The following is a 19897-nucleotide window of genomic DNA, read 5'->3' on the forward strand; positions in this document are numbered from 1 at the left end:
CAACCGGTTTGTTCTTAAACAGGTCGATTGACCTGTTTTATAGAATGGAGAAACGAGATGCTGCAGCGAGATCGTGAGGCCAGTCAGCATGCGTCGCCGGACCAGCGGCAAGGCAATCAAGTCTTCGAACTACGGCGCTACCGATTGCATCCGGGTCGGCGCGAGGCGCTGATCGCGCTGTTCGACCGCGAGTTTGTCACCACGCAGGAGGAGGTCGGGATCAGGGTGGTCGGCCAGTTTCGCGATCTCGACCAACCGGATCAGTTCGTCTGGTTCCGCGGCTTTTCCGATATGGACGCCCGCCGCGCCGCACTGAACGCCTTCTATACCGGGCCGGTCTGGGTCGAGCACGGGCCGGCAGCCAATGCGACGATGATCGATTCAGACGATGTCCTGCTGCTCAAGCCGATCTCGATCGGCAGCGGTTTTTTTGCGGACCAGGCGGAGCCTCAGGCTTCCGGCGCGGCTGCCGGCAGCGTAGCTGGCTTCCTGATCGTCACGCACCATTTCCATCCGCAAGCGGGGGAGGCCGAGGCTGAGGCGTTCGCCAGGGATTTCGCCCGGCAGGCGAGGGAGGCCGGTGCGACGATCCAGGCGAGCCTGATCAGCGAGACGCAATCCAACAGCTTTCCGCGCCTGCCCATCCGCGAGGGAGAGAGCGTTGCCGTGACCGTGCTGCGTTCCGATGCCGATATGGCGGGAGTGTTGGCGCGGTTACCGCTCGCGCCGGCCGGAACCGTGCTGCGCTGCGTGGTCGCGCGTGTCATGCCGACGGAGGGCTCGAGGCTTCGATAGCTGCCGAGGCTGGACAGCGCGCGGCGCTGCCGCCATAAGTCGCGCGAGCCCGACCGACGCGGACGAGAGCGATGAAGCAAACGCTGCTGCAGATCTTCACTTGGTGGAACGGCCAGACCATCGGCACGCGCTTCCACACCTGGCGCTTCGGCGAGCGCGTCGGCGCCGACGAGTTCGGCAATGTCTATTACCGCACCAAAGGCGGGGTGAAGGACAAGGCGCTGGGCATCCAGCGTCGCTGGGTTGTCTATAACGGCGAAGCGGAAGCCTCCAAGATCCCGCCGGGCTGGAATGGCTGGCTGCATCACACTGTCGATGTCGCGCCCTCCGAGGAGCGCTACGAGCCGCGCGAGTGGCAAGAGCCACATCAGCAGAACTGGACCGGCACGGCGCTGGCCTATCGTCCGCAGGGCTCGACGCTGGTTGGCGGCCACCGCCCGCCGGCAACCGGCGACTACGAGGCCTGGACGCCGGGGCGCTGAGGCGCTGGCCGGGCAGGGCGCTTCGCACCCTCGATCAAATCCAGAACCTCTGCTGTCGGCCTGACATCGCCGAAGCAGCGGTAGATCGTCGTCAACGAGGCCTCGTGCAGGCCGTGAGAGTGGCCCGTATTCGCATCCGAGACCATGACGATGCGATAGCCTAGTTCGACGGCGTCGCGAGCCGAGGATTCGCAGCAGATATTGGTGACTGTGCCCGCGATCAGCAGCGTGTCGAGCCCGCGCCGCTGCAATTGCGCGTGCAGGTCGCAGCGCCCCGGGAAGAAGGCGCTGTAGCCCTGTTTCATGGTGTGGATGTCGCCCGGCTGCGGCGCGAGTTCGTGCCAAAGCCGCGAGCGCGGATCTTCGGGCCGGGCACCGTCCTGGAAATGGCGCAGGCGTTCCGGGCCATGAATCGCCGCCAGGACAGGGCTCTCCAGCAGCATCGGCGCTGCGGTGACCCAGGCCACCGTGCCGCCGCGGCCTCGCAATGCTGCCGCTATCTGGTTGATCGGGCTGATGATCTCGCGGCAGGCTTCGTCATTCTCAACCGAGGCGCGCATCAGGTCGATGACGACGAGCGCGGTCAGCGCCGGGTTCAGGCGCTCGAAGGCATGGAGACGCCCGCGCCGGGACACGACCTTGGCGACGACCTTTTCGTCGATGCCGCTTGGATGGCGCAATGTCATCGGTTGTCCCGCGATCAGCCTCAGCCTTGCGGAAGAGAGCTGATTCGCGGTCGCCAGACCAATCGTCGCGTCAGCTGCCGATCACGAAATCGAACAGCAGCTTGATGTTGAGCGCCGCGATCACGATCGCGATCAGCCAGGCGAAGATGGCGAGCCAGCGCGGAGCGACGAGCGCACCCATCTTCGCCTTGTCTGCTGTGAACATCACCAGCGGGAAGACGGCGAAGGAAAGCTGCAGACTGAGCACGACCTGGGTCAGGATCAGGAGCCGCGCCGTGCCGCTGTCGCCATACCAGATGGTCACGGCAGCGGCAGGCACGATGGCGATGGCGCGTGTGATCAGGCGGCGCAGCCAGGGCGCCAGCTTGATATTGAGGAAACCCTCCATGACGATCTGGCCAGCCAGCGTCGCCGTCACCGTCGAATTGATGCCGCAGCAGAGCAGGGCGATGCCGAACAGGGTTGGTGCGATCGCCAGCCCCAGCAGCGGACCGATCAGCTTATGCGCCTCGCCGAGCTCGGCGACATCGGTCTGGCCGGTCTTGTTGAAGGTCGCTGCCGCCAGGATCAGGATCGCGGCATTGATCAGGAGCGCGAAGGTCAGCGCCACCGTCGAATCGATCGTGGCGTACTTCAGTGCCTGACGCTTCTCGGGCAGGCTCTCGCCATAGGCGCGGGTCTGTACGATGCCCGAATGCAGATAGAGATTATGCGGCATCACCGTCGCCCCCAGGATGCCGAGTGCGAGATAGAGCATCTCGGGATTGGTGACGATCTGCGTCGTCGGCGCGAACCCCTTGATCACCGCCCCCCAATCGGGATCGGCCAGCGCGATCTGGATAGCAAAGCAGATGGCGATGACGCCGAGCAGGGTGATGATCAACGCCTCGACCCAGCGGAAGCCGAGCCGCTGCAGATACAGGATCAGGAAAACGTCGAGCGCCGTGATCAGGACGCCGATCTCGAGCGGAATGCCGAAGATCAGGTTGAGCCCGATCGCGGTGCCGATCACCTCCGCGATATCGGTCGCGATGATTGCGGTCTCTGCGAGAAACCAGAGCGTGAGCGCCACCGGCTTCGGAAAGGAATCGCGGCAGGCTTGCGCGAGATCGCGGCCCGAGCCGATGGCAAGCCGCGCGCAGAGCGCCTGCAGCACGACCGCCATGATGTTCGACAGCAACGCGACGATAAGCAGGGTGTAGCCGAATTTGGAGCCGCCGGCGATCGAAGTCGCCCAGTTGCCCGGATCCATGTAGCCGACGGCGACGAGATAGCCCGGTCCGACGAATGCGACCGCGCGTCGCCAGCCTGGCTTGGAGGCTTGAACGTCGACCGAGCGATGCACATCGGTGAGCGAGGCCTCACCGCGATCCTGGCGCCAACCGGCGGGGGGCTTCCTGACGAAGGCGTCCATTAGACATCACCTGCTCTTGCGAATTATTTGCAAGATACAGTTCTGCAAATTATTCGCAACAAGGAAAATCACGCTGTCGTGCGATGGCGATATCCGGCGCATCCGCAATCGGGGGGACACCCGCCCAGCCCCCATGACGATGAGGCATGGCTGGCGCGGAGACAGCAATCGCCCTTTTTCCGCTCGCTTTGCCATGGTAAGCCGCCAGCGCGCGGAGACCTCGCGCGACAGAGAATCGTTTTGAGCATGCCGTCCCGCAGCCTTTCCGTTCTGGCCCTTGCTACGTTTGTTTCGTTTGCGCTGGGCGGGCCCGCTGCCGCCGATCGCATCCGCAACCCGACTGCGGTCTTCGCCGGGCTGGACAAGATCACAGGGCGGATCATCTCCTTCGAAGTGGCGGTTGACGAGACGGTGCAGTTCGGCGCTTTGCAGATCACGCCGCGCGTCTGCTGGACGCGCCCGCCGACGGAAGCGCCGCAGACGACCTCCTTCACCGAGGTCGACGAGGTGACTTTCAACAACGAATACCGGCGCATCTTCACCGGCTGGATGTATGCGGCGAGCCCCGGCCTGCACGGCGTCGAGCATGCGATCTACGATGTCTGGCTGACCGACTGCAAAGGCGGAACAGAACTCGTCGTCGATCCCAAGGAGCCGGAGGCCCCGGTCCCCGAAGAACCGCGCCGGCCGCGCACCGCGCCGGCCCGCGACGTCAATCAGGCGCCGAACGCGCCTGCGCCGGGCGGACGCATCGATGTGCAGCCGCCCCAGGGCGTGCCGGTCGCGCCGCGCCAGGCGCCGAGCCAGCGCTTCTTCCCGACCAACCCGGCGCAGCCGCGTGATCCAGCCGGCGGCAACCGCTGAGGCCATTCGGCATGCTCCGGCATGAGGGCTGAGATCAGACTGACCTCCAGCTGGCTCGGGTCTCAGCCTGGCGTGAGTTCGGCCAGCGCCTGCCGCCCATCGATGTTCGCGCCCCTGGGCCAGGACCACCAATTGCCGGGTTTGGCGACGGCTCGCTCCAGCAGTCCCTGATAAGCCGAGCGCGGCACCTCCTGTGTGCCGAACTGGGCGAGATGCGAGGTCTGGAACTGCGCGTCGAGCAGGCTGTAGCCACCGCGCCTGAGCCGCGCGACGAGATGGACGAGGGCGACCTTCGAGGCGTCGGTCTCGCGGTGGAACATGCTTTCGCCGAAGAAGGCGCCGCCAAGCGAAAGCCCGTAAAGCCCGCCGACGAGCTTGTTCTCGCGCCAGCATTCCACCGTGTGGACATGGCCGAGGTGGAACAATTCACCGAAGATCTCGCGTATGCGGCCATTGATCCAGGTCTCGGGCCGGTCGGGCTTGGGCTCGGCGCAGGCCGCGATGACATGGTCGAAGGCGCTGTCGACCCTGATCTCGAAACGGTCGGAGCGGACGGTGCGGGCCAAGCGCGACGACAGATGGAAGGCGGCGAGCGGGATGACGCCGCGAATCTCGGGCTCGACCCAGAACAGATTAGGGTCGTCGGCGCTCTCCGCCATCGGGAAGATGCCGGCTGTATAGGCGCGCAGCATGATCTCAGGCGTGATCAGCGGCGAGCGGACGGGCACGGAGCGGGCCTTCATGGCGTGATGGGAGCGCGGGCAGCGCGGGGAGTCAAACGGCGGCCACGCCATTCCCAGGCGGAGCAAAGCGCAGCCTCAGGAATCTCGGGCAGAGGACATATCTCGGGCAGACATCACGCCTCTCCCGCAAGAGATGGCCGGGTCAAGCCCGACCATGACGTGTGCATCCCGCGAAGAGCGCTCAGCCCTCCTTGGTCTCACCCATCCCGCCGGCTGCGAGGAATTTCTCCAGCCAGTGGATGTTGTAGTCGCCGTTCAGGATGTCGGGGTTGCGCACCAGTGTGCGGAACAGCGGCAGCGTGGTGTCGACGCCGTCAACCACGAATTCGTCGAGCGAGCGGCGCAGGCGCATCAGGCATTCGGCCCGGTTGCGGCCGTGGACAATCAGCTTGCCGACCAGCGAATCGTAATGGGGCGGGATCGTATAGCCCTGATAGGCAGCCGAATCGACACGCACACCGAGGCCGCCCGGCGTATGAAACGACGCGATTTTGCCCGGCGAAGGCCGGAAGGTCGCGGGATGTTCGGCATTGACCCGGCATTCGATGGCGTGGCCCTCGATCACCACATCCTTCTGCATGATCGAGAGTGGCGCGCCGGCCGCGATCCGGATCTGCTCGTTGACGAGGTCGATGCCGGTGATCATCTCGGTGACGGGATGCTCGACCTGGATGCGCGTGTTCATTTCAATGAAATAGAACTCGCCATCCTCGTAGAGGAATTCGATCGTGCCGGCGCCGAGATAGCCGAGCTTGGCCATGGCATTGGCGCAGACCATGCCGATCTTGTCGCGTTCGCCGGCGTTAAGCGCGGGCGAGGGGCCTTCCTCCCAGACCTTCTGGTGGCGGCGCTGCAGCGAGCAGTCGCGCTCGCCAAGATGGATGGCGTGGCCCTTGCCGTCGCCGAGCACCTGGATCTCGATATGGCGCGGCTTCTCGAGATATTTTTCGATATAGACGGCGTCGTCGCCGAAATTGGCCTTTGCCTCGGTGCGGGCGGTCGAGAGCGCAACCGACATGTCGTCGGCATTGCGCACGACCTTCATGCCCTTGCCGCCGCCGCCGGACGCCGCCTTGATGATGACCGGGAAGCCTATCTCGGCTGCGATCCGCAAGGCTTCGTCATCGTCGGTGACGCCGCCCTCCGAGCCCGGCACGCAAGGGATACCGAGCGCCTTGGCGGTACGCTTGGCCTCGATCTTGTCGCCCATGCTGCGGATATGCTCGGCCTTGGGGCCGATGAAGGTGATGTTGTGCCGGTCCAGGATCTCGGCGAAGCGGGCATTCTCGGAGAGGAAGCCGTAACCGGGATGAACGGCATCCGCGCCGGTGATCTCGCAGGCCGCGATCAAGGCGGGGATGTTGAGATAGCTCTCGCGCGCCGAGGGCGGGCCGATGCAGACGCTCTCATCGGCGAGGCGCACATGCATGGCGTTGGCGTCGGCGGTGGAGTGCACCGCCACCGTGGCGATGCCGAGCTCCTTGGCGGCGCGCAGCACGCGCAGCGCGATCTCACCCCGGTTGGCGATCAGGATCTTGTCGAACATCTTGAAGCCCAAATCGGATCGGCCATCCTCGCTCGGGGCCCGGCTCACTCGATCACCAGCAGCGGTTCGCCATATTCGACCGGCTGTCCGTCCTCGACCAGGATCGCGACGACCTTGCCGGCGCGGGGGGCGACGATGTCGTTGAAGGTCTTCATCGCTTCGACCAGGAGGACGCGCTCGCCCGCCTTCACGACGCTGCCGACCTCGACGAAGGGCTTGGCCTCAGGCGAAGCGCGGCGATAGGCCGTGCCCACCATCGGCGAAGCAACCGCGCCGGGATGGGCGGCGGACGGCTTGCCCTCGACCGGGGCAGCGACGACAGGCGCCGCGGCGGCGACGGGCAGGGGCGCAGCGGCAGCGGGAACCTGCACGGTTGCCGTGATGGTGCGGGCCACGCGGACGCGCAGATCGCCCTTCTCGACTTCGATCTCGGTCAGATCGGTCTCGTTCAGGAGCTGCGCGAGTTCGCGCACCAGTTCGGGGTCGATCGGGCTCTTGGTCGCCATAGCGGTGTCACCGTCTTTGTCGTCTTGGCAGCGGAGCGCTGAGCGCGCTCACGCCATCCTGTGGAAGTACTGGCGGTTCAGGCCGCCGGTTTCGCGAGCCGCTTCTGCAGAAGCGGCACGATCGCGTCGAAAGCAAGATCATAGCTTGCGACGCCGAAGCCGCAGATCACGCCGACACAAACCGGCGCCATATAGGAATGGTGCCGGAACTCCTCGCGGGCGTGGACATTGGAGACATGCACCTCGATGGCCAGCGCCTCGGTGCCCTTGATCGCGTCGCGCAGCGCGACCGAGGTGTGGGTATAGGCGCCAGCATTGATGACGATGCCCGCGCCGGCAAGGCCCGCCTGCTGAATGAAGCTGACGAGCTCGCCCTCGTAATTGGTCTGACGGAAAGTCAGCTCGACGCCGGCCGCGACCGCCTTGGCCTTGAGCCTCTCCTCGACGCCTGCCAGCGTCACCGCGCCATAGGTGGCGGGTTCACGGGTGCCGAGCAGATTGAGATTGGGACCGTTGAGGACGTGGACGGCGACCATGGTGCGCGGTGATTCCAGCGCCGCATGAAAGCGGCAGACGCCGCCCTCATAAACGCTGCGGACCGGCAGGGGAAGGGCGAAACCCGACCAAAGTCGGCCGACCTCAGCCGCTGCAGGTCGCCTTGCCGCATTTGCGGACGGCGTCGATCTTGGCCTTCAGCGCCGCCTGGCCGACCGCGCCGAAGACAACCTCGTCGCCCAGGATGAAGGCGGGCGTGCCGGTGAGGCCCAGACGATCGCCCAAGGCGACGGTGTCCTCGATCACGGCCTTGGTCGCCGAGGCGTCCATGTCCTTCTTCAGGCGCTCGATATCCGCGCCGGCGTCCTTGGCGACCTCGAGCGCCTTGGCGCCGTTGACGCGTCCCTTGGTCGCCATCAATTTGTTGTGGAAGTCGAAATATTTCGCGCCCTGGAGCTGATTCATGGCGGCAACCGCGACGCGACTGGCCTCGACCGAATCCGGTCCGAGGATCGGGAAATCCTTGATCACGACCTTGAGCTTGGGGTCTTCCTTGGCAAGCGCGCGGACATCTTCCAGCGCCCTTTTGCAGAAGCCGCAATTGTAATCCATGAATTCGACGATGGTAACGTCGCCCTGCGGGTTGCCGACGATCGCCGAAGTCGCGGGATCGACGAGGCGGGCCTTCTCGGCCGTGACAGCGCCGCGCTGCGCCTCGGCCTGGGCGACCGTGTTGCGGCGTTCGATCTCGACCAGTGCTTCCTGGACCAGTTCGGGGTTCTGCTGCAGGGTCTCGCGGATCAGATCGACCACGGCCTTGCGCTGCTCGGGGGTGAGAGCGGAGCTTTGCGCGCGGGCCGGCGCCATCGTCAGGCTGCCGGCAACCAGGAACGCGGAGAGCGCGAGGCCGGCGCGGCGCAGCACCGCGAGGTCAAGGCGCAGCAGGAAGGGAAGCGCGATCATCGTCGTCCTTTCGGGCAGGCCGGCACTGGCCGGCAGGGCGTCTCGCCCCATCATGGTTTCGAAGAACCTTCAAAATTGCTTCTGGGCTCTTGCCGGGATCGCGTCAAATCACAGCTGTGACAGCGGTTGCGGGATAAGGGCTGCTCGGTTACGGCAGCGGACATGACCCAGCCAGCCCCTTCCAGCCTCCTCATGCCCACGCTCGCCGCGCGGGCCGAGCGCGTTTCGCCCTTCATCGTCATGGATGTGATGAACCAGGCCGCCGCCATCGAGCGCAATGGCGGTTCGGTGGTGCATATGGAGGTCGGGCAGCCTTCCGCGCCGACGCCGGCCAGCATTCGCGCGGCAGCCGGCCGCGCGCTGGAGCATGGCCGCATCGGATACACCCAGGCTCTCGGCACGGATTCGCTGAGGGAACGCATCGCGCGGCATTATCGGGATGCTTATGGCGTCGGCGTGGCGGCGCAGCGCATCGTGGTGACGACCGGCTCCTCGGGCGGCTTTATCCTGGCGTTCCTGGCCTGTTTCCAGCCGGGCGCGCGGGTCGCCATCACCGCGCCGGGCTATCCGGCCTATCGCAACATCCTGATCGCGCTGGGGCTGGAGCCCGTCGCAATCGAGGTCGGGCCCGAGACCCGCTTCGCGCTGACGCCTGAGCTCATCGCCAGGGCACATGCCGAGGCTCCGCTCGCCGGCGTGCTGACGATGAGTCCCGCCAACCCGACCGGCGTGGTGATGGCGCCCGACGCCATCGCCGCCGTGGCGGCGGAGTGCCGGCGGCTCGGTCTCTGGTACATCTCCGACGAGATCTATCATGGGCTGACCTATGAGGCGCCGGCGACGACGGCGCTCGCCGCCGATCCCGACGCCATCATCGTCAACTCCTTCTCAAAATATTACTGCATGACCGGCTGGCGCGTCGGCTGGCTCGTGGTGCCCGAGCGGCTGGTGCGCACGATCGAGCGGCTGCAACAGAATTTGTCGATCTCGGTGCCTTATCTGAGCCAGGTCGCGGGCGAGGCGGCTTTCGAGGCCACCGCGGAGTGCGAGGCGATCAAGGCCGGCTACGCCGCAAACCGCGCCTATCTGCTGAAGGCTTTGCCGGAGATCGGGCTGGGTGACTTCCTGCCCGTCGACGGCGCATTTTACATCTATCTCGACATAGGCCGATATTCGAACGATTCCATGGCCTTCTGCCGAGATGTTCTCAATCAGGCCGGCGTCGCGATCACGCCTGGGCTCGATTTCGACGAGGCGCGCGGCGCAAGAACCGTGCGGATGTCCTTCGCCGGTTCGCTGCAGGAATGCGAGCAGGCCGTCGAACGGATCGGAGCCTGGTTGAAAAGTCGCTGAGCGCAAAGGGAGCAAGGCGAGCCCGACGCTTGCCAGGAGCAGGGATTCCCGTCCAACTCACGCGGTTCTTGATGTTGGGGAGCGAGTTCGATGCGACATCGCTTTGCGTCTTCGCGCACGCCGGTCGCGCCCTGCGCCCTGGCGCTGCTCTTGTGCCTGTTCGCCACGCTGGGCCTTGCGCCCGCGGGTTTCGCCCAAGCTCAAGACGACACGCATGTCACGCTGACGCTGCGCGGCGACGAGACACCGGAGACGGTGCGCAAGCTGGTCGACACTTTGTCGACCGGCGGCCGCAAGGTCGAGATCAGGATCACCGGCAAGGACCAACCCGCCCAGGCCACTCCAGCGGCAGTCGCGAACAACGTTGCCACGCCACAGGCCAACACCAACCCGGATCAGGGCGAAACACCGGTCGAGGCGTTCTGGGATCATTTCGTCGATGGGCTGACCCAAGGGGTCAGCGCAGTGCCACGCCTGGCCGAACTGCCGGACGCCTGGCGGAGGGCCTGGGCGCAGAACCGCAACGGCGCGAGCGGGCTTTCGGCCGGCTGGGGGATCAGCGCTGGCCTGGTGCTCGCGATCATCGCGGCGGGGCTGGTCCGTTTCGCGACCGCAGGCTGGTTCGCGCCTCGGCTGCGGCCCAAAGGACCTGAATTCACGCCGCGCCTGATCGCGTCGTCTTGGGGACTGTTCCAGGATCTGATGACGCTCACGGTCGGCCTGATGGCGTTGCACGCCGCGCGCATGCTCTGGCTGCCCGAACCCGATCTTGCCGCGACGACTTTGCGTGTCATCGCCAACGGCGTCGTGATCGGGGCAGGACATCTGATCCTCGGGCGCTTCCTGCTCTCTCCCGGCGTGCCGGAACGGCGGATCATGCCGCTGCCGCGCGCCAAGCGGCATTTCGGCCTGCTCGCCTTCTACGGCATCGCCTCGCCGATCCTGCTGACGGCCGCGGTTGCAGGCCAGCACGCAGCTGGCCCGGGCCCGGTCGCCGGACTGTTCACGCTGGTCGGCATTGCCGTGACGCTGTTCAAGGCGTGGTGGTTCATCGATGCGCGACACGATCTTGCAACGCTCATCCTCGAATCAGCGCATGAGCCGGGGCTAGGCCGGCGGGTGATCGCGGCTGGGGCAGGCTGGCTCTACGCCGCCTCGGCCGTGGCGATCTGGATGGTCGGCAACGCGGCGGCGATGATGGAGGGCGGAGCACGCTGGGCCGAGGCTGCCGGATTGACGCAGCTCATCATCGTGCTGGGACCGATCCTGGCGGTCGGCATCACCAGCCTGATGGCCTGCCGGCAGGCGCATGCCGCTGCCCTGGGCGAGCACGCGCCGCTCACGCTCGCGCTTGGCCATGCGGCGCGTGCGGCAGTCGGGGGCGTGATCTGGGCCGGCGGCTTCTACCTGCTGGCGCGGCTCTGGGGCGGCTTTCTTCTCGGCGGGAGCTCGACGGCGTTCTCCGCTTTCTCGCAGCGGGCGGCGGGCGTCGCCATGCTCGCCTTCGCGGGCTGGGTCGCGCTCGTCTTCCTGCGGGCCTTCTTCGACGCCTATGCACCCAAGCGCGGCGCAACCGGGCCTATCGACGAGGACGCCACGCTTGAAGAGAGCATCCCGTCAAGGCTCGCGACCGTTCTGCCGGTGTTGCGCGGCGTCGTACTGGGCGCGGTCGTCGGCCTGACCGGGCTCGTCGTGCTGTCGCGCCTCGGCGTCGATATCGGACCCTTGCTCGCCGGCTTCGGCATTCTGGGGCTCGCCATCTCCTTTGGCTCGCAGGCGCTGGTGCGCGATATCGTCTCCGGCTTCTTCTTCATGATCGAGGACGCTTTCCGCGTCGGCGAATATGTCGATACCGGGCGGCTCAAGGGCACGGTCGAGAAGATCTCGCTGCGCTCGATGCAATTGCGCCACCAGAGCGGGCAGATCCATACGGTGCCGTTTGGCCAGATTCCCTCCCTTACCAATGCGAGCCGTGACTGGGCGACGCTGAAGTTCAACGTTCGGCTCGATCACTCCGCTGATATCGAAAAGGCGCGCAAAGCGATCAAGAAGACGGGCTTGGCCCTGCTCGAAGATCCTGAATTCGCGCCGCATTTCATCGCGCCGCTCAAGATGCAGGGCGTCGCCGACATCACCGACAGCGCCATCGTGGTCAGGCTGAAATTTACCGCCAAGCCGAACCAGGCCTCCTCGCTCCAGCGCGAGGCGTTGAAACGGGTCTATCGCGCGCTCAACGAGGCGGGGGTGCCCTTCGCCTCGAACGCCGTGACGGTGCGCGGCGGGGAGGCGACTTCGCAGGCCGCCGCGGCGGCAGCGATCAGCGCCGTGCCGCCACCGAGCCCGCTCGCGCCGGCAGCGGGGTGAGGTTTGCGCCAGAACGGCAGAATAGGCGCTCGGCCGGTTCGTAGGCATCCGGGCGCACAAGCTTTCTTGGTGGCAGCATAGTCCGCGACATGAAAAAGGCCGCTGCGGTGTCCCGCAGCGGCCTTCTGATTCAGTTCCTGCCGGCCAGCTTGTTCCACCAGCCGCCGCGCTTGGGGCGGTCCGGGTCGGGCGGGGTCAGGACCACCGCGACCGGCTCCTCGACCACGCGGGGAACGGGGACGGGCTCTGGTTCCGGAACAGGCGCGGGCGCGGCAGCGACCGGTTCTGCGACGGGCTCAGCCGGCGGGGGCACGGCGACGACCGGCGCCGCTTCACCGTCTTCCGTGATCGGCACGACCTTCTTGCGCGCGCGGCTGCGCTTGGGCTTCTCGGCCGGGGCGGCTTCAGCCTCGACCGTGACGGCCTCGGCCACGACCGCGGGAGCGTCCACGACCTTGGCAGCCTCGGCCGGAGCCTCGGCATCGGCCGGCGTCTCGGCGTCAGCCTTGGGCTTGCGTCCGCCACGGCGGCCACGGCGCGGCTTGGCGTCCGCCTCGGCTTCCGGTTCGGCCGCCACTTCGGTCACAACCGGCTCGGGAGCCGCAGCAACGATCTCGGTCTCCTGCGATTCGGTGGCGTTCTCGTCGCCGTCCTCATCGTCGTCCTGACCATCCTCATCGCCCTCGGCATCCGTGCCGCCGTCGAGGCGCACGCCATTGGCATCGCGCTCGCCGCCACGCCGCCGCCGGCGACGACGCCTGCGCTTGCGACCGCCTTCGCCGCGCGCTTCGCCCTCGCCACGCTCCGGCTTGTCGTCATTGGCGGCCGCGGCCGTCGTGGCCTCGCCGGCTTCCACGCCCTCGTCTTCGGCGCCGAGCGCTTCGGCTTCGGCCGCGGCGTCGAGCGCGTCATCGTCGATATCGGCGGGGATCGCCTCGGCCTTGAAGGAGGTCGGAACGATGCGACCTTCATTGCCGACGAACTCGCCGCGCTCGACCTCGAAATAGCGCGTGCCGAGCAGGGTTGCGTCGACAGTGATGCTGATTGCGATGGCGAAACGGGTTTCCAGATCGGTGAGATGGGCGCGCTTCTGATTCAGCACATAGAGCGCGACCTCCGGCCGGGTACGGACGATGAGGTTATGCGAGGCGCTCTTGATCAGGTTTTCCTCGAGCGCGCGCAGGATCTGCAGCGAGACGGACGCTGCCGAGCGCATCATGCCGGCGCCGGCGCAATGCGGGCAGGGCACGGACGAGCTCTCGAGCACGCCGGTGCGAATGCGCTGGCGCGACATTTCAAGCAGGCCAAAGGCCGAGATGCGTCCGACCTGGATGCGGGCGCGGTCGTCCTTGAGGCAATCCTTCAGCTTCTTCTCGACCGCGCGGTTATTGCGGTTCTCCTCCATGTCGATGAAATCGATCACGATGAGGCCGGCCAGGTCGCGCAGGCGGAGCTGGCGGGAGATCTCCTCCGCCGCTTCGAGATTGGTCTTGAGGGCAGTGTCCTCGATATTGTGCTCGCGGGTCGAACGCCCGGAGTTGATGTCGATGGCGACCAGCGCCTCGGTCTGGTTGATGACGATGTAGCCGCCGGATCTCAGCGTCACATTGTTGGAGAACATCGCGTCCAGCTGGCTCTCGACGCCGAAACCGGCGAAGAGCGGCGTCTGCTCGCGATAGGCCTTCACGCTCTTGGCATGGCTCGGCATGAGCATGCGCATGAAGTCCTTGGCCTCGCGATAAGCCTCCTCGCCGGCGACGTGAACCTCGTCGATGTCCTTGTTGTAGAGGTCACGGATCGAGCGCTTGACGAGGTTGCCCTCCTCATAAACCAGCGCCGGCGCGACCGAGGCGAGCGTCAATTCGCGCACGCTCTCCCACATCCGCATCAGATATTCGTAGTCGCGCTTGATCTCGACCTTGGTGCGCGAAGCGCCGGCGGTGCGCAGGATGATGCCCATCCCCTCTGGAACCTCGAGCTCGGAGGCGACCTCCTTCAGGCGCTTGCGGTCCTCGGCATTGGTGATCTTGCGCGAGATGCCGCCGCCCTTGCCGGTATTGGGCATGAGCACCGAGTAGCGGCCGGCGAGCGAGAGATAGGTGGTGAGTGCCGCGCCCTTGTTGCCGCGCTCTTCCTTGACGACCTGGACCAGGATGATCTGGCGGCGCTTGATCACCTCCTGGATCTTGTACTGGCGGCGATGATGGCGCTGGGGCCGCTCGGAGATGTCGTCGAGAGCATCGCCGCCACCGAGCTGCTCGGGCTCCTCATGCTCGCCGTCTTCGTGAGCGTGCTCTTCGCCGTCCTCTTCCTCCTCGGCCGGCTTGCGCGCCTCTTCGCCTTCCGGCGCGGCTTCGTCCGTGGCGACGGCCTCGACCGTTTCCGTCTCGTAGGTCAGCGAGGGCGCGTTCTCGATGGCGTCCTCGGTCGCGGATTCGGTGATGGAGGGCGCGAATTCCTCTCCGAAGGCAGCTCCGCCTTCGTTGACCATCGCGGCGCCCTTGCCGTCGGCCTCGATCTCGGAGGTGACGGTCTCGTCGTGGGATGCCTTCTTGGCGCGTCCGTCGCGATCGCCTCGGCGGCCACGGTCGCGGCGACCGCCGCCACGCTTTTCGCGCTTCTCCTCGTCGCGCTCTTCCTCACGGTCGGCGCGCGCCTCTTCGGCGATCAGCGCCTGACGGTCGGCGACCGGGATCTGGTAGTAATCCGGATGGATTTCGGAGAAGGCGAGGAAGCCGTGGCGGTTGCCGCCATATTCGACGAAGGCGGCCTGGAGCGAGGGCTCCACGCGCGTCACCTTTGCCAGGTAGATGTTGCCCCGCAGCGGTTTGCGGCTGGCAGACTCGAAATCAAATTCCTCGACGCGGGATCCGCGAACCACCACGACCCGGGTCTCCTCCGGGTGGGTGGCGTCGATGAGCATCTTGTTGGCCATATGAATTTTCCATAGGCGCGGCCGCCATCAAAACCCGCCGGGCTGCGGATGCGAATCCGCGGCCGCGGGCAGGGGCGCCGCGCGAAAACCGGCGAAAGCCGGCATGTTGCAGGAGCAAAAGCCGGCGCAAACCGGCGTCTGGGACGGGGAAGTGTTCGATCGAGACAGGATAGCGGCTCGGGAAACCCGGCCGGGCAAACGCCCCGGCACAGTCCCGCAGGTATGGACGAATCACCGATGAAAAATGCGGCGTCGTATGCCCCGACATCTGTCCTGACCTGCGACGCACTCGCCTAAAGACGAAGCACGCCGCGTTTGCACGCTCGCGAGATCTAGCCGGGCGCCGAACTTTCGTGGCTGACGCCGGCCGTCCGCGGACGATCCGTTGGCGGTTGCGCTGCTGCGGCCGAACCCGGAAGGGTCGGCCGCCTTAAGCCTGACCCCGGACGCCGACGGATCCTCGGATCCGGATGCGCACCATGGGCGGCTTCGCAATGCAACCATCCCCATTACAGACAGGTGACAGTGATTTGCAAGTCACATCGTCCAGCCATCGTAACAGCAAGGCGGGTAAGCGTGGTTCACGCCCGAGGACGGGCATGGTAACGCCCTGTTAAGGCCCCGCGCCCTTATGGTTAAGCGTCCGTGACGCAGACAGGGATCAATTACCCCTTTGCTCCGCTTTCGCAGCCCAGCTTTCCGCAGCCTTCGCGCCGTCCTCGTCCGGCGCAGCGCGAGCTTGCTCTTGCGCGTGCTGCTCGGCTCCTGGCTTGCCGCTGCCTGTGTGAACGCCAGCGGCGCCAATCCCGGGCCCGCCAATGACTTTCCGGTCGCGACCGACGCCAGGATCGAGCAGGCCGGAGAGATCATACGCCTGACCGTGGCGCTTTCGCGGCCTGTTTCCGTCAGCACATCGGTGATGGCCTCGCCCGATCGGGTGATCGTCGATTTGCCATCCGTCAATTTCCAGATGCAGCCCACGACCGGGCGCAATGGCGCGGGCTTCGTCAGCGCCTTCCGTTTCGGCCTGTTCACGGCCGAGCGCTCGCGCATCATCATCGACCTGGCGCAGCCCGCTCTCGTCGCGCGCGCCGAGATGCGCAACCGGCGCGGCGGCTTCGGCGAGCTGGTGATCGAGCTGAAGCGCTCCTCACGAGTGGAGTTCCAGGCGGCGGCGAATGAGGCCTCGAAAAACCGCCGCGAGGCGGCCATATCGCCGGTCGAGATCGTCAAGCCTGCCGGAGATGCCCGCCAGATCGTGGTGATCGACCCCGGCCATGGCGGCATCGACCCCGGCACGGTGGTGGCGTCGATTGCGGAAAAAGCGGTCGTGCTGGCTTTCGGCATGACGCTGAAGGAGAGCTTGGAGGCGTCGGGGCACTATCGCATCCTGATGACCCGTGATGAGGATCGCTTCGTGCCGCTGGGCGAACGGGTGAAGATCGCGCGGGAGGCGGGGGCCGATCTGTTCATCTCGATCCATGCGGATTCGCTGACACAGGCGCAGGATGTGCGCGGCGCCACGGTCTATACCGGCTCCGAGCGCGCGACCGATGCGGAAGCAGCCCGGCTGGCGGCCAAGGAAAACCAGGCCGATACGGTCGCGGGCCTCGATTCGAGCGAGGATACGCAGGACGTCGCCGGCATCCTGATGGATCTGGCCAAGCGCGAGACGCGGACCTTCTCTTCGGTGTTTGCGCGCAATCTCGTCGAGACGCTCGGCGGCTCGGTGAAGATGCACAAGGTGCCGCTCCGCTCGGCGGGGTTCCGTGTGCTCAGCGCCCCCGATGTTCCGTCCGTACTGATCGAGCTCGGCTATATGTCGAGCCCGAAGGATGCGGAATTGCTCAATTCGGCGGCCTGGCGGACGCAGGCCGTAGCGGCCGTGCATGCCGCGGTCGACGGGTATTTCGCGCAGGCCCGCCCGCCTGCCGGCAAGGCTGCGGAGAACCGGCGCTGAGCCAGGACTTTCGCTGGGGCAGGGCTTTCGCTGAGCCAAGAGGCTTTGGCGTGAAATTGTGGTCCTGAGGCCACGGTTCCGCCATCTCTGTTATGCTATAGAATTGATTCACGCTGCCCGTTTTTCGGGCTGGCTAGCCATGACAGTGAGGGCCAGGGCCTCCTATGCGGTTTGTTCTGCGACTCTTCGGGTGGCTTTTTGCCGCCGGCACGATCGTCTTCGTGATTGGCGCCGTGGGCGCGGCCGGCCTCGTCTGGCATTACTCGAAGGACCTTCCCGATTCGGCCCAGCTCAGGAACTATGAGCCGCCGGTGATGACACGCGTCCATGCCGGCGACGGCAGCCTGATCGCGGAATTCGCGCGCGAGCGCCGGCTCTATATGCCGATCCAGGCCGTGCCCAAGCTCGTCATCCAGGCCTATCTCTCGGCCGAGGACAAGAACTTCTACAAGCATGTCGGCGTCGATCCCGAAGGGCTCGTGCGCGCTGCAATCAGCAACTTCCGCAACAAGGGAGTCCGCAGACCGCAAGGCGCATCGACGATCACCCAACAGGTTGCGAAGAATTTCCTCGTCGGTGCCGAACAGAGCTACGAGCGCAAGATCCGCGAGGCGCTTGTCGCCCTGCGCCTCGAGGCGACCTATTCGAAGGACAAGATCCTCGAACTCTATCTCAACGAGATCTATCTCGGCGCGCCGGCTCCGGGACAGGGCAGCTATGGCATCGGCGCGGCGGCGCTGAACTATTTCGGCAAGTCGGTGCATGAACTGAACCTGCAGGAGGTGGCGTATCTGGCCGCCTTGCCCAAGGCGCCGACCGACCTGCACCCCTTCCGCAATCGCGAGCGTGCAATCGAGCGGCGCAACTATGTGATCGATCGTATGGTCGAAAACGGCTACGTCACACGCGAAGCCGGCGACACGGCCAAGAAGCAGCCGCTCGGCGTCAATCCGCGCACGGTTTCGCCCAACAACATCGCCGCCGGCTATTTCGCCGAAGAAATTCGCCGCGAATTGCAGGATCGCTATGGCGAGAAGAAGCTGCTCGAAGGCGGCCTCTCCGTGCGCTCGACCGTCGACCCGAAGATGCAGTTGATGGCGCGCAAGGCGCTGGTCGACGGGCTGGTGCGTTTCGACGAGGCGCGCGGCTGGCGCGGCGCGATCCAGAAGATCGATCTGAGCGCTCGCGACTGGGGGCTGGCGATCGGCGAGCTGAAAGTGCTGGGCGATGTCGCGCCCTGGCGTCTCGGTGTCGTTCTCGATGTCACCGGCGACACAGCTCGCATCGGCCTCCACCCGCTCAACGATACCTCGGGAGCGCTGCGCAGCGAACGGACCACCGTGATGCTCGGCGCCGACGGCATCAAATGGACGCGGCGCGCACGCGTGTCGCAGGCCGTATCGGTTGGCGATGTCGTCTATGTCGAGCCCATCGACAACCGGCCAGGCCAGGTCCGCCTACGGCAATTGCCCGAGGTCAACGGCGCCATCACCGTGATGGATCCGTTCTCCGGCCGCGTGCTCGCCATGGTTGGCGGCTTCTCGCATGACCAGTCGGAGTTCAACCGCGCGACGCAGGCGTTGCGCCAGCCCGGCTCGTCGTTCAAGCCCTTCGTCTACGCCACCGCGCTCGACAATGGCTATACGCCGTCGAGCATCGTGCTCGACGGCCCCATCGAGATCGACCAGGGCGGCGGGCTCGGCATGTGGCGGCCGGAAAACTATGACGGCAAGTCGACCGGGCCTCACACCCTTCGCTATGGCATCCAGTTCTCCAAGAACCTGATGACCGTCAGGCTCGCCAAGGATGTCGGCATGCCGCTGATCGCGGAATATGCCCGCCGTTTCGGCGTCTATGACGACATGCTGCCCGTGCTCTCGATGGCGCTGGGCGCTGGCGAGACCACGGTGATGCGGATGACCGCCGGCTACGCCATGCTCGTCAATGGCGGCAAGCGCATCCGCCCGACTCTGATCGACCGCATCCAGGACCGCTGGGGCGCGACCATCTTCCGGCACGACCAACGCGTCTGCGAAGGCTGCGACGCCGAAAAGTGGAACAATCAGCGTGAGCCGCGGCTCGTCGACAACCGTGACCAGGTTCTTGACCCTCTGACCGCCTATCAGATGGTCTCGATCCTCGAAGGCGTGGTCAATGCGGGTACGGCGACGGTGGTGAAGTCCGTCGGCAAGCCGCTGGGCGGCAAGACCGGCACGACCAACGAGGCCAAGGACGTCTGGTTCGTCGGTTTCTCGCCGGACCTCGCCGTCGGCGTCTATATGGGCTTCGACAAGCCGAAGTCGCTCGGCACCTCGGCGACCGCCGGCCAGTACGCCGCGCCGATCTTCCGCGATTTCATGATGGCGGCGCTCAAGGACAAACCGGCGACGCCATTCCGCGTGCCTGCCGGCATCAAGCTGATCCGAGTCGATCCCAAGACCGGCATGCGCACGGGCGGTGAGGGCGGCATCCTGGAGGCATTCAAGCCCGGTACCGCGCCGCCCGACAGCTACTCCGTCATCGGGGCCGCCGGCGACGGCTCTACCCCGCTCAGCGTCTCACCCGGCGGCGGGCGCTCGGTCGGCTCCGGGACGGGCGGGTTGTACTGACCGGGACACGTCATTCCCCGGTCAAGCCCTCGGGTCCGATCTTCGATCGGCCCAAGGGCAAACTCGGCGCAAGCCCGGGAATCTTTCGCAGGAGATGGTCGGCTCAAGGCCGGCCATGACGATGTCGGGCGTTTACAGTCGGCGTTTTCACCCCTATCTCAGCGCTTCACTTCAAGAAGCTT

General features: G+C 66.0%; 15 protein-coding genes. 7 read left to right on the forward strand and 8 right to left on the reverse strand.

The window, feature by feature from the left end; translation table 11 throughout:
- The first annotated feature begins 57 nt into the window (after positions 1-57).
- Positions 58-795, forward strand: coding sequence for an NIPSNAP family protein (locus BMZ97_RS03180; protein ID WP_092165356.1), 738 nt, complete (start codon positions 58-60; stop codon positions 793-795).
- A 71-nt stretch (positions 796-866) separates the two neighbouring features.
- Positions 867-1277, forward strand: a complete 411-nt coding sequence (locus tag BMZ97_RS03185) for an NADH:ubiquinone oxidoreductase subunit NDUFA12 (protein ID WP_092165358.1) — start codon at positions 867-869, stop codon at positions 1275-1277.
- Here the strand turns inward: BMZ97_RS03185 and BMZ97_RS03190 are convergent.
- Complete coding sequence (locus BMZ97_RS03190) at positions 1250-1963, reverse strand: cysteine hydrolase family protein (protein WP_092165360.1); 714 nt, start codon at positions 1961-1963, stop codon at positions 1250-1252. The two genes, BMZ97_RS03185 and BMZ97_RS03190, sit on opposite strands and share 28 nt — an antisense overlap.
- 70 nt (positions 1964-2033) lie before the next feature.
- Positions 2034-3377: an Nramp family divalent metal transporter gene (locus tag BMZ97_RS03195; RefSeq protein WP_092165362.1), complete on the reverse strand. Its 1344-nt coding sequence runs from the start codon at positions 3375-3377 to the stop codon at positions 2034-2036.
- A gap of 246 nt (positions 3378-3623) precedes the next feature.
- On the opposite strand from BMZ97_RS03195, the gene BMZ97_RS03200 reads away from it, so the two are divergent.
- Positions 3624-4241 carry a DUF2155 domain-containing protein gene (locus tag BMZ97_RS03200; RefSeq protein ID WP_092165364.1) on the forward strand — a complete coding sequence of 206 codons (618 nt, stop codon included), beginning with the start codon at positions 3624-3626 and terminating at the stop codon, positions 4239-4241.
- A 62-nt stretch (positions 4242-4303) separates the two neighbouring features.
- Here the strand turns inward: BMZ97_RS03200 and aat are convergent, their stop codons facing one another.
- From aat to BMZ97_RS03225, 5 genes are all read right to left on the reverse strand, one after another.
- Positions 4304-4984 carry a leucyl/phenylalanyl-tRNA--protein transferase gene (gene aat, locus BMZ97_RS03205; RefSeq protein WP_092165382.1) on the reverse strand — a complete coding sequence of 227 codons (681 nt, stop codon included), beginning with the start codon at positions 4982-4984 and terminating at the stop codon, positions 4304-4306.
- A gap of 181 nt (positions 4985-5165) precedes the next feature.
- Entirely contained in the window at positions 5166-6530 is a 1365-nt protein-coding gene (gene accC / locus BMZ97_RS03210) for an acetyl-CoA carboxylase biotin carboxylase subunit (protein WP_092166576.1), read from the reverse strand.
- A 44-nt stretch (positions 6531-6574) separates the two neighbouring features.
- Complete coding sequence (gene accB, locus BMZ97_RS03215; RefSeq protein WP_092165384.1) at positions 6575-7036, reverse strand: acetyl-CoA carboxylase biotin carboxyl carrier protein; 462 nt, start codon at positions 7034-7036, stop codon at positions 6575-6577.
- Between the two features lie 77 nt (positions 7037-7113).
- Entirely contained in the window at positions 7114-7572 is a 459-nt protein-coding gene (aroQ, locus tag BMZ97_RS03220; protein WP_092165386.1) for a type II 3-dehydroquinate dehydratase, read from the reverse strand.
- 103 nt (positions 7573-7675) lie between these two features.
- Positions 7676-8545, reverse strand: coding sequence for a DsbA family protein (locus BMZ97_RS03225; protein ID WP_244546215.1), 870 nt, complete (start codon positions 8543-8545; stop codon positions 7676-7678).
- A gap of 111 nt (positions 8546-8656) precedes the next feature.
- Between BMZ97_RS03225 and BMZ97_RS03230 the strand changes: the two genes are divergently transcribed.
- Both BMZ97_RS03230 and BMZ97_RS03235 read left to right on the forward strand, forming a co-directional pair.
- The gene (locus BMZ97_RS03230; RefSeq protein ID WP_244546216.1) at positions 8657-9847 is read left to right on the forward strand and encodes a pyridoxal phosphate-dependent aminotransferase; all 1191 of its coding nucleotides are present in this window, start codon (positions 8657-8659) and stop codon (positions 9845-9847) included.
- 90 nt (positions 9848-9937) lie between these two features.
- Positions 9938-12211 (forward strand): mechanosensitive ion channel family protein, encoded by a 2274-nt coding sequence (locus BMZ97_RS03235; RefSeq protein WP_092165390.1) that lies wholly within the window; start codon positions 9938-9940, stop codon positions 12209-12211.
- Between the two features lie 130 nt (positions 12212-12341).
- Here the strand turns inward: BMZ97_RS03235 and BMZ97_RS03240 are convergent, their stop codons facing one another.
- Positions 12342-15146, reverse strand: coding sequence for an Rne/Rng family ribonuclease (locus BMZ97_RS03240; RefSeq protein WP_092165392.1), 2805 nt, complete (start codon positions 15144-15146; stop codon positions 12342-12344).
- Between the two features lie 739 nt (positions 15147-15885).
- On the opposite strand from BMZ97_RS03240, the gene BMZ97_RS03245 reads away from it, so the two are divergent.
- Positions 15886-17106, forward strand: a complete 1221-nt coding sequence (locus tag BMZ97_RS03245) for an N-acetylmuramoyl-L-alanine amidase (RefSeq protein WP_139221143.1) — start codon at positions 15886-15888, stop codon at positions 17104-17106.
- A 164-nt stretch (positions 17107-17270) separates the two neighbouring features.
- A complete protein-coding gene (locus tag BMZ97_RS03250) occupies positions 17271-19715 on the forward strand; it encodes a penicillin-binding protein 1A (RefSeq protein WP_092165396.1) in 2445 nt (814 codons plus the stop codon).
- Positions 19716-19897: the final 182 nt, after the last annotated feature.

It is taken from the genome of Allobosea sp. OK403, from assembly GCF_900113835.1.
GTDB lineage: Bacteria > Pseudomonadota > Alphaproteobacteria > Rhizobiales > Beijerinckiaceae > Allobosea.

Bases quoted from the DNA above. Each gene is read 5' to 3' on its own strand.
- BMZ97_RS03180 (WP_092165356.1), top strand. From the start codon at position 58: ATGCTGCAGCGAGATCGTGAGGCCAGTCAGCATGCGTCGCCGGACCAG.
- BMZ97_RS03185 (WP_092165358.1), top strand. From the start codon at position 867: ATGAAGCAAACGCTGCTGCAGATCTTCACTTGGTGGAACGGCCAGACC.
- BMZ97_RS03190 (WP_092165360.1), bottom strand. From the start codon at position 1,963: ATGACATTGCGCCATCCAAGCGGCATCGACGAAAAGGTCGTCGCCAAG.
- BMZ97_RS03195 (WP_092165362.1), bottom strand. From the start codon at position 3,377: ATGGACGCCTTCGTCAGGAAGCCCCCCGCCGGTTGGCGCCAGGATCGC.
- BMZ97_RS03200 (WP_092165364.1), top strand. From the start codon at position 3,624: ATGCCGTCCCGCAGCCTTTCCGTTCTGGCCCTTGCTACGTTTGTTTCG.
- aat (WP_092165382.1), bottom strand. From the start codon at position 4,984: ATGAAGGCCCGCTCCGTGCCCGTCCGCTCGCCGCTGATCACGCCTGAG.
- accC (WP_092166576.1), bottom strand. From the start codon at position 6,530: ATGTTCGACAAGATCCTGATCGCCAACCGGGGTGAGATCGCGCTGCGC.
- accB (WP_092165384.1), bottom strand. From the start codon at position 7,036: ATGGCGACCAAGAGCCCGATCGACCCCGAACTGGTGCGCGAACTCGCG.
- aroQ (WP_092165386.1), bottom strand. From the start codon at position 7,572: ATGGTCGCCGTCCACGTCCTCAACGGTCCCAATCTCAATCTGCTCGGC.
- BMZ97_RS03225 (WP_244546215.1), bottom strand. From the start codon at position 8,545: ATGGGGCGAGACGCCCTGCCGGCCAGTGCCGGCCTGCCCGAAAGGACG.
- BMZ97_RS03230 (WP_244546216.1), top strand. From the start codon at position 8,657: ATGACCCAGCCAGCCCCTTCCAGCCTCCTCATGCCCACGCTCGCCGCG.
- BMZ97_RS03235 (WP_092165390.1), top strand. From the start codon at position 9,938: ATGCGACATCGCTTTGCGTCTTCGCGCACGCCGGTCGCGCCCTGCGCC.
- BMZ97_RS03240 (WP_092165392.1), bottom strand. From the start codon at position 15,146: ATGGCCAACAAGATGCTCATCGACGCCACCCACCCGGAGGAGACCCGG.
- BMZ97_RS03250 (WP_092165396.1), top strand. From the start codon at position 17,271: ATGCGGTTTGTTCTGCGACTCTTCGGGTGGCTTTTTGCCGCCGGCACG.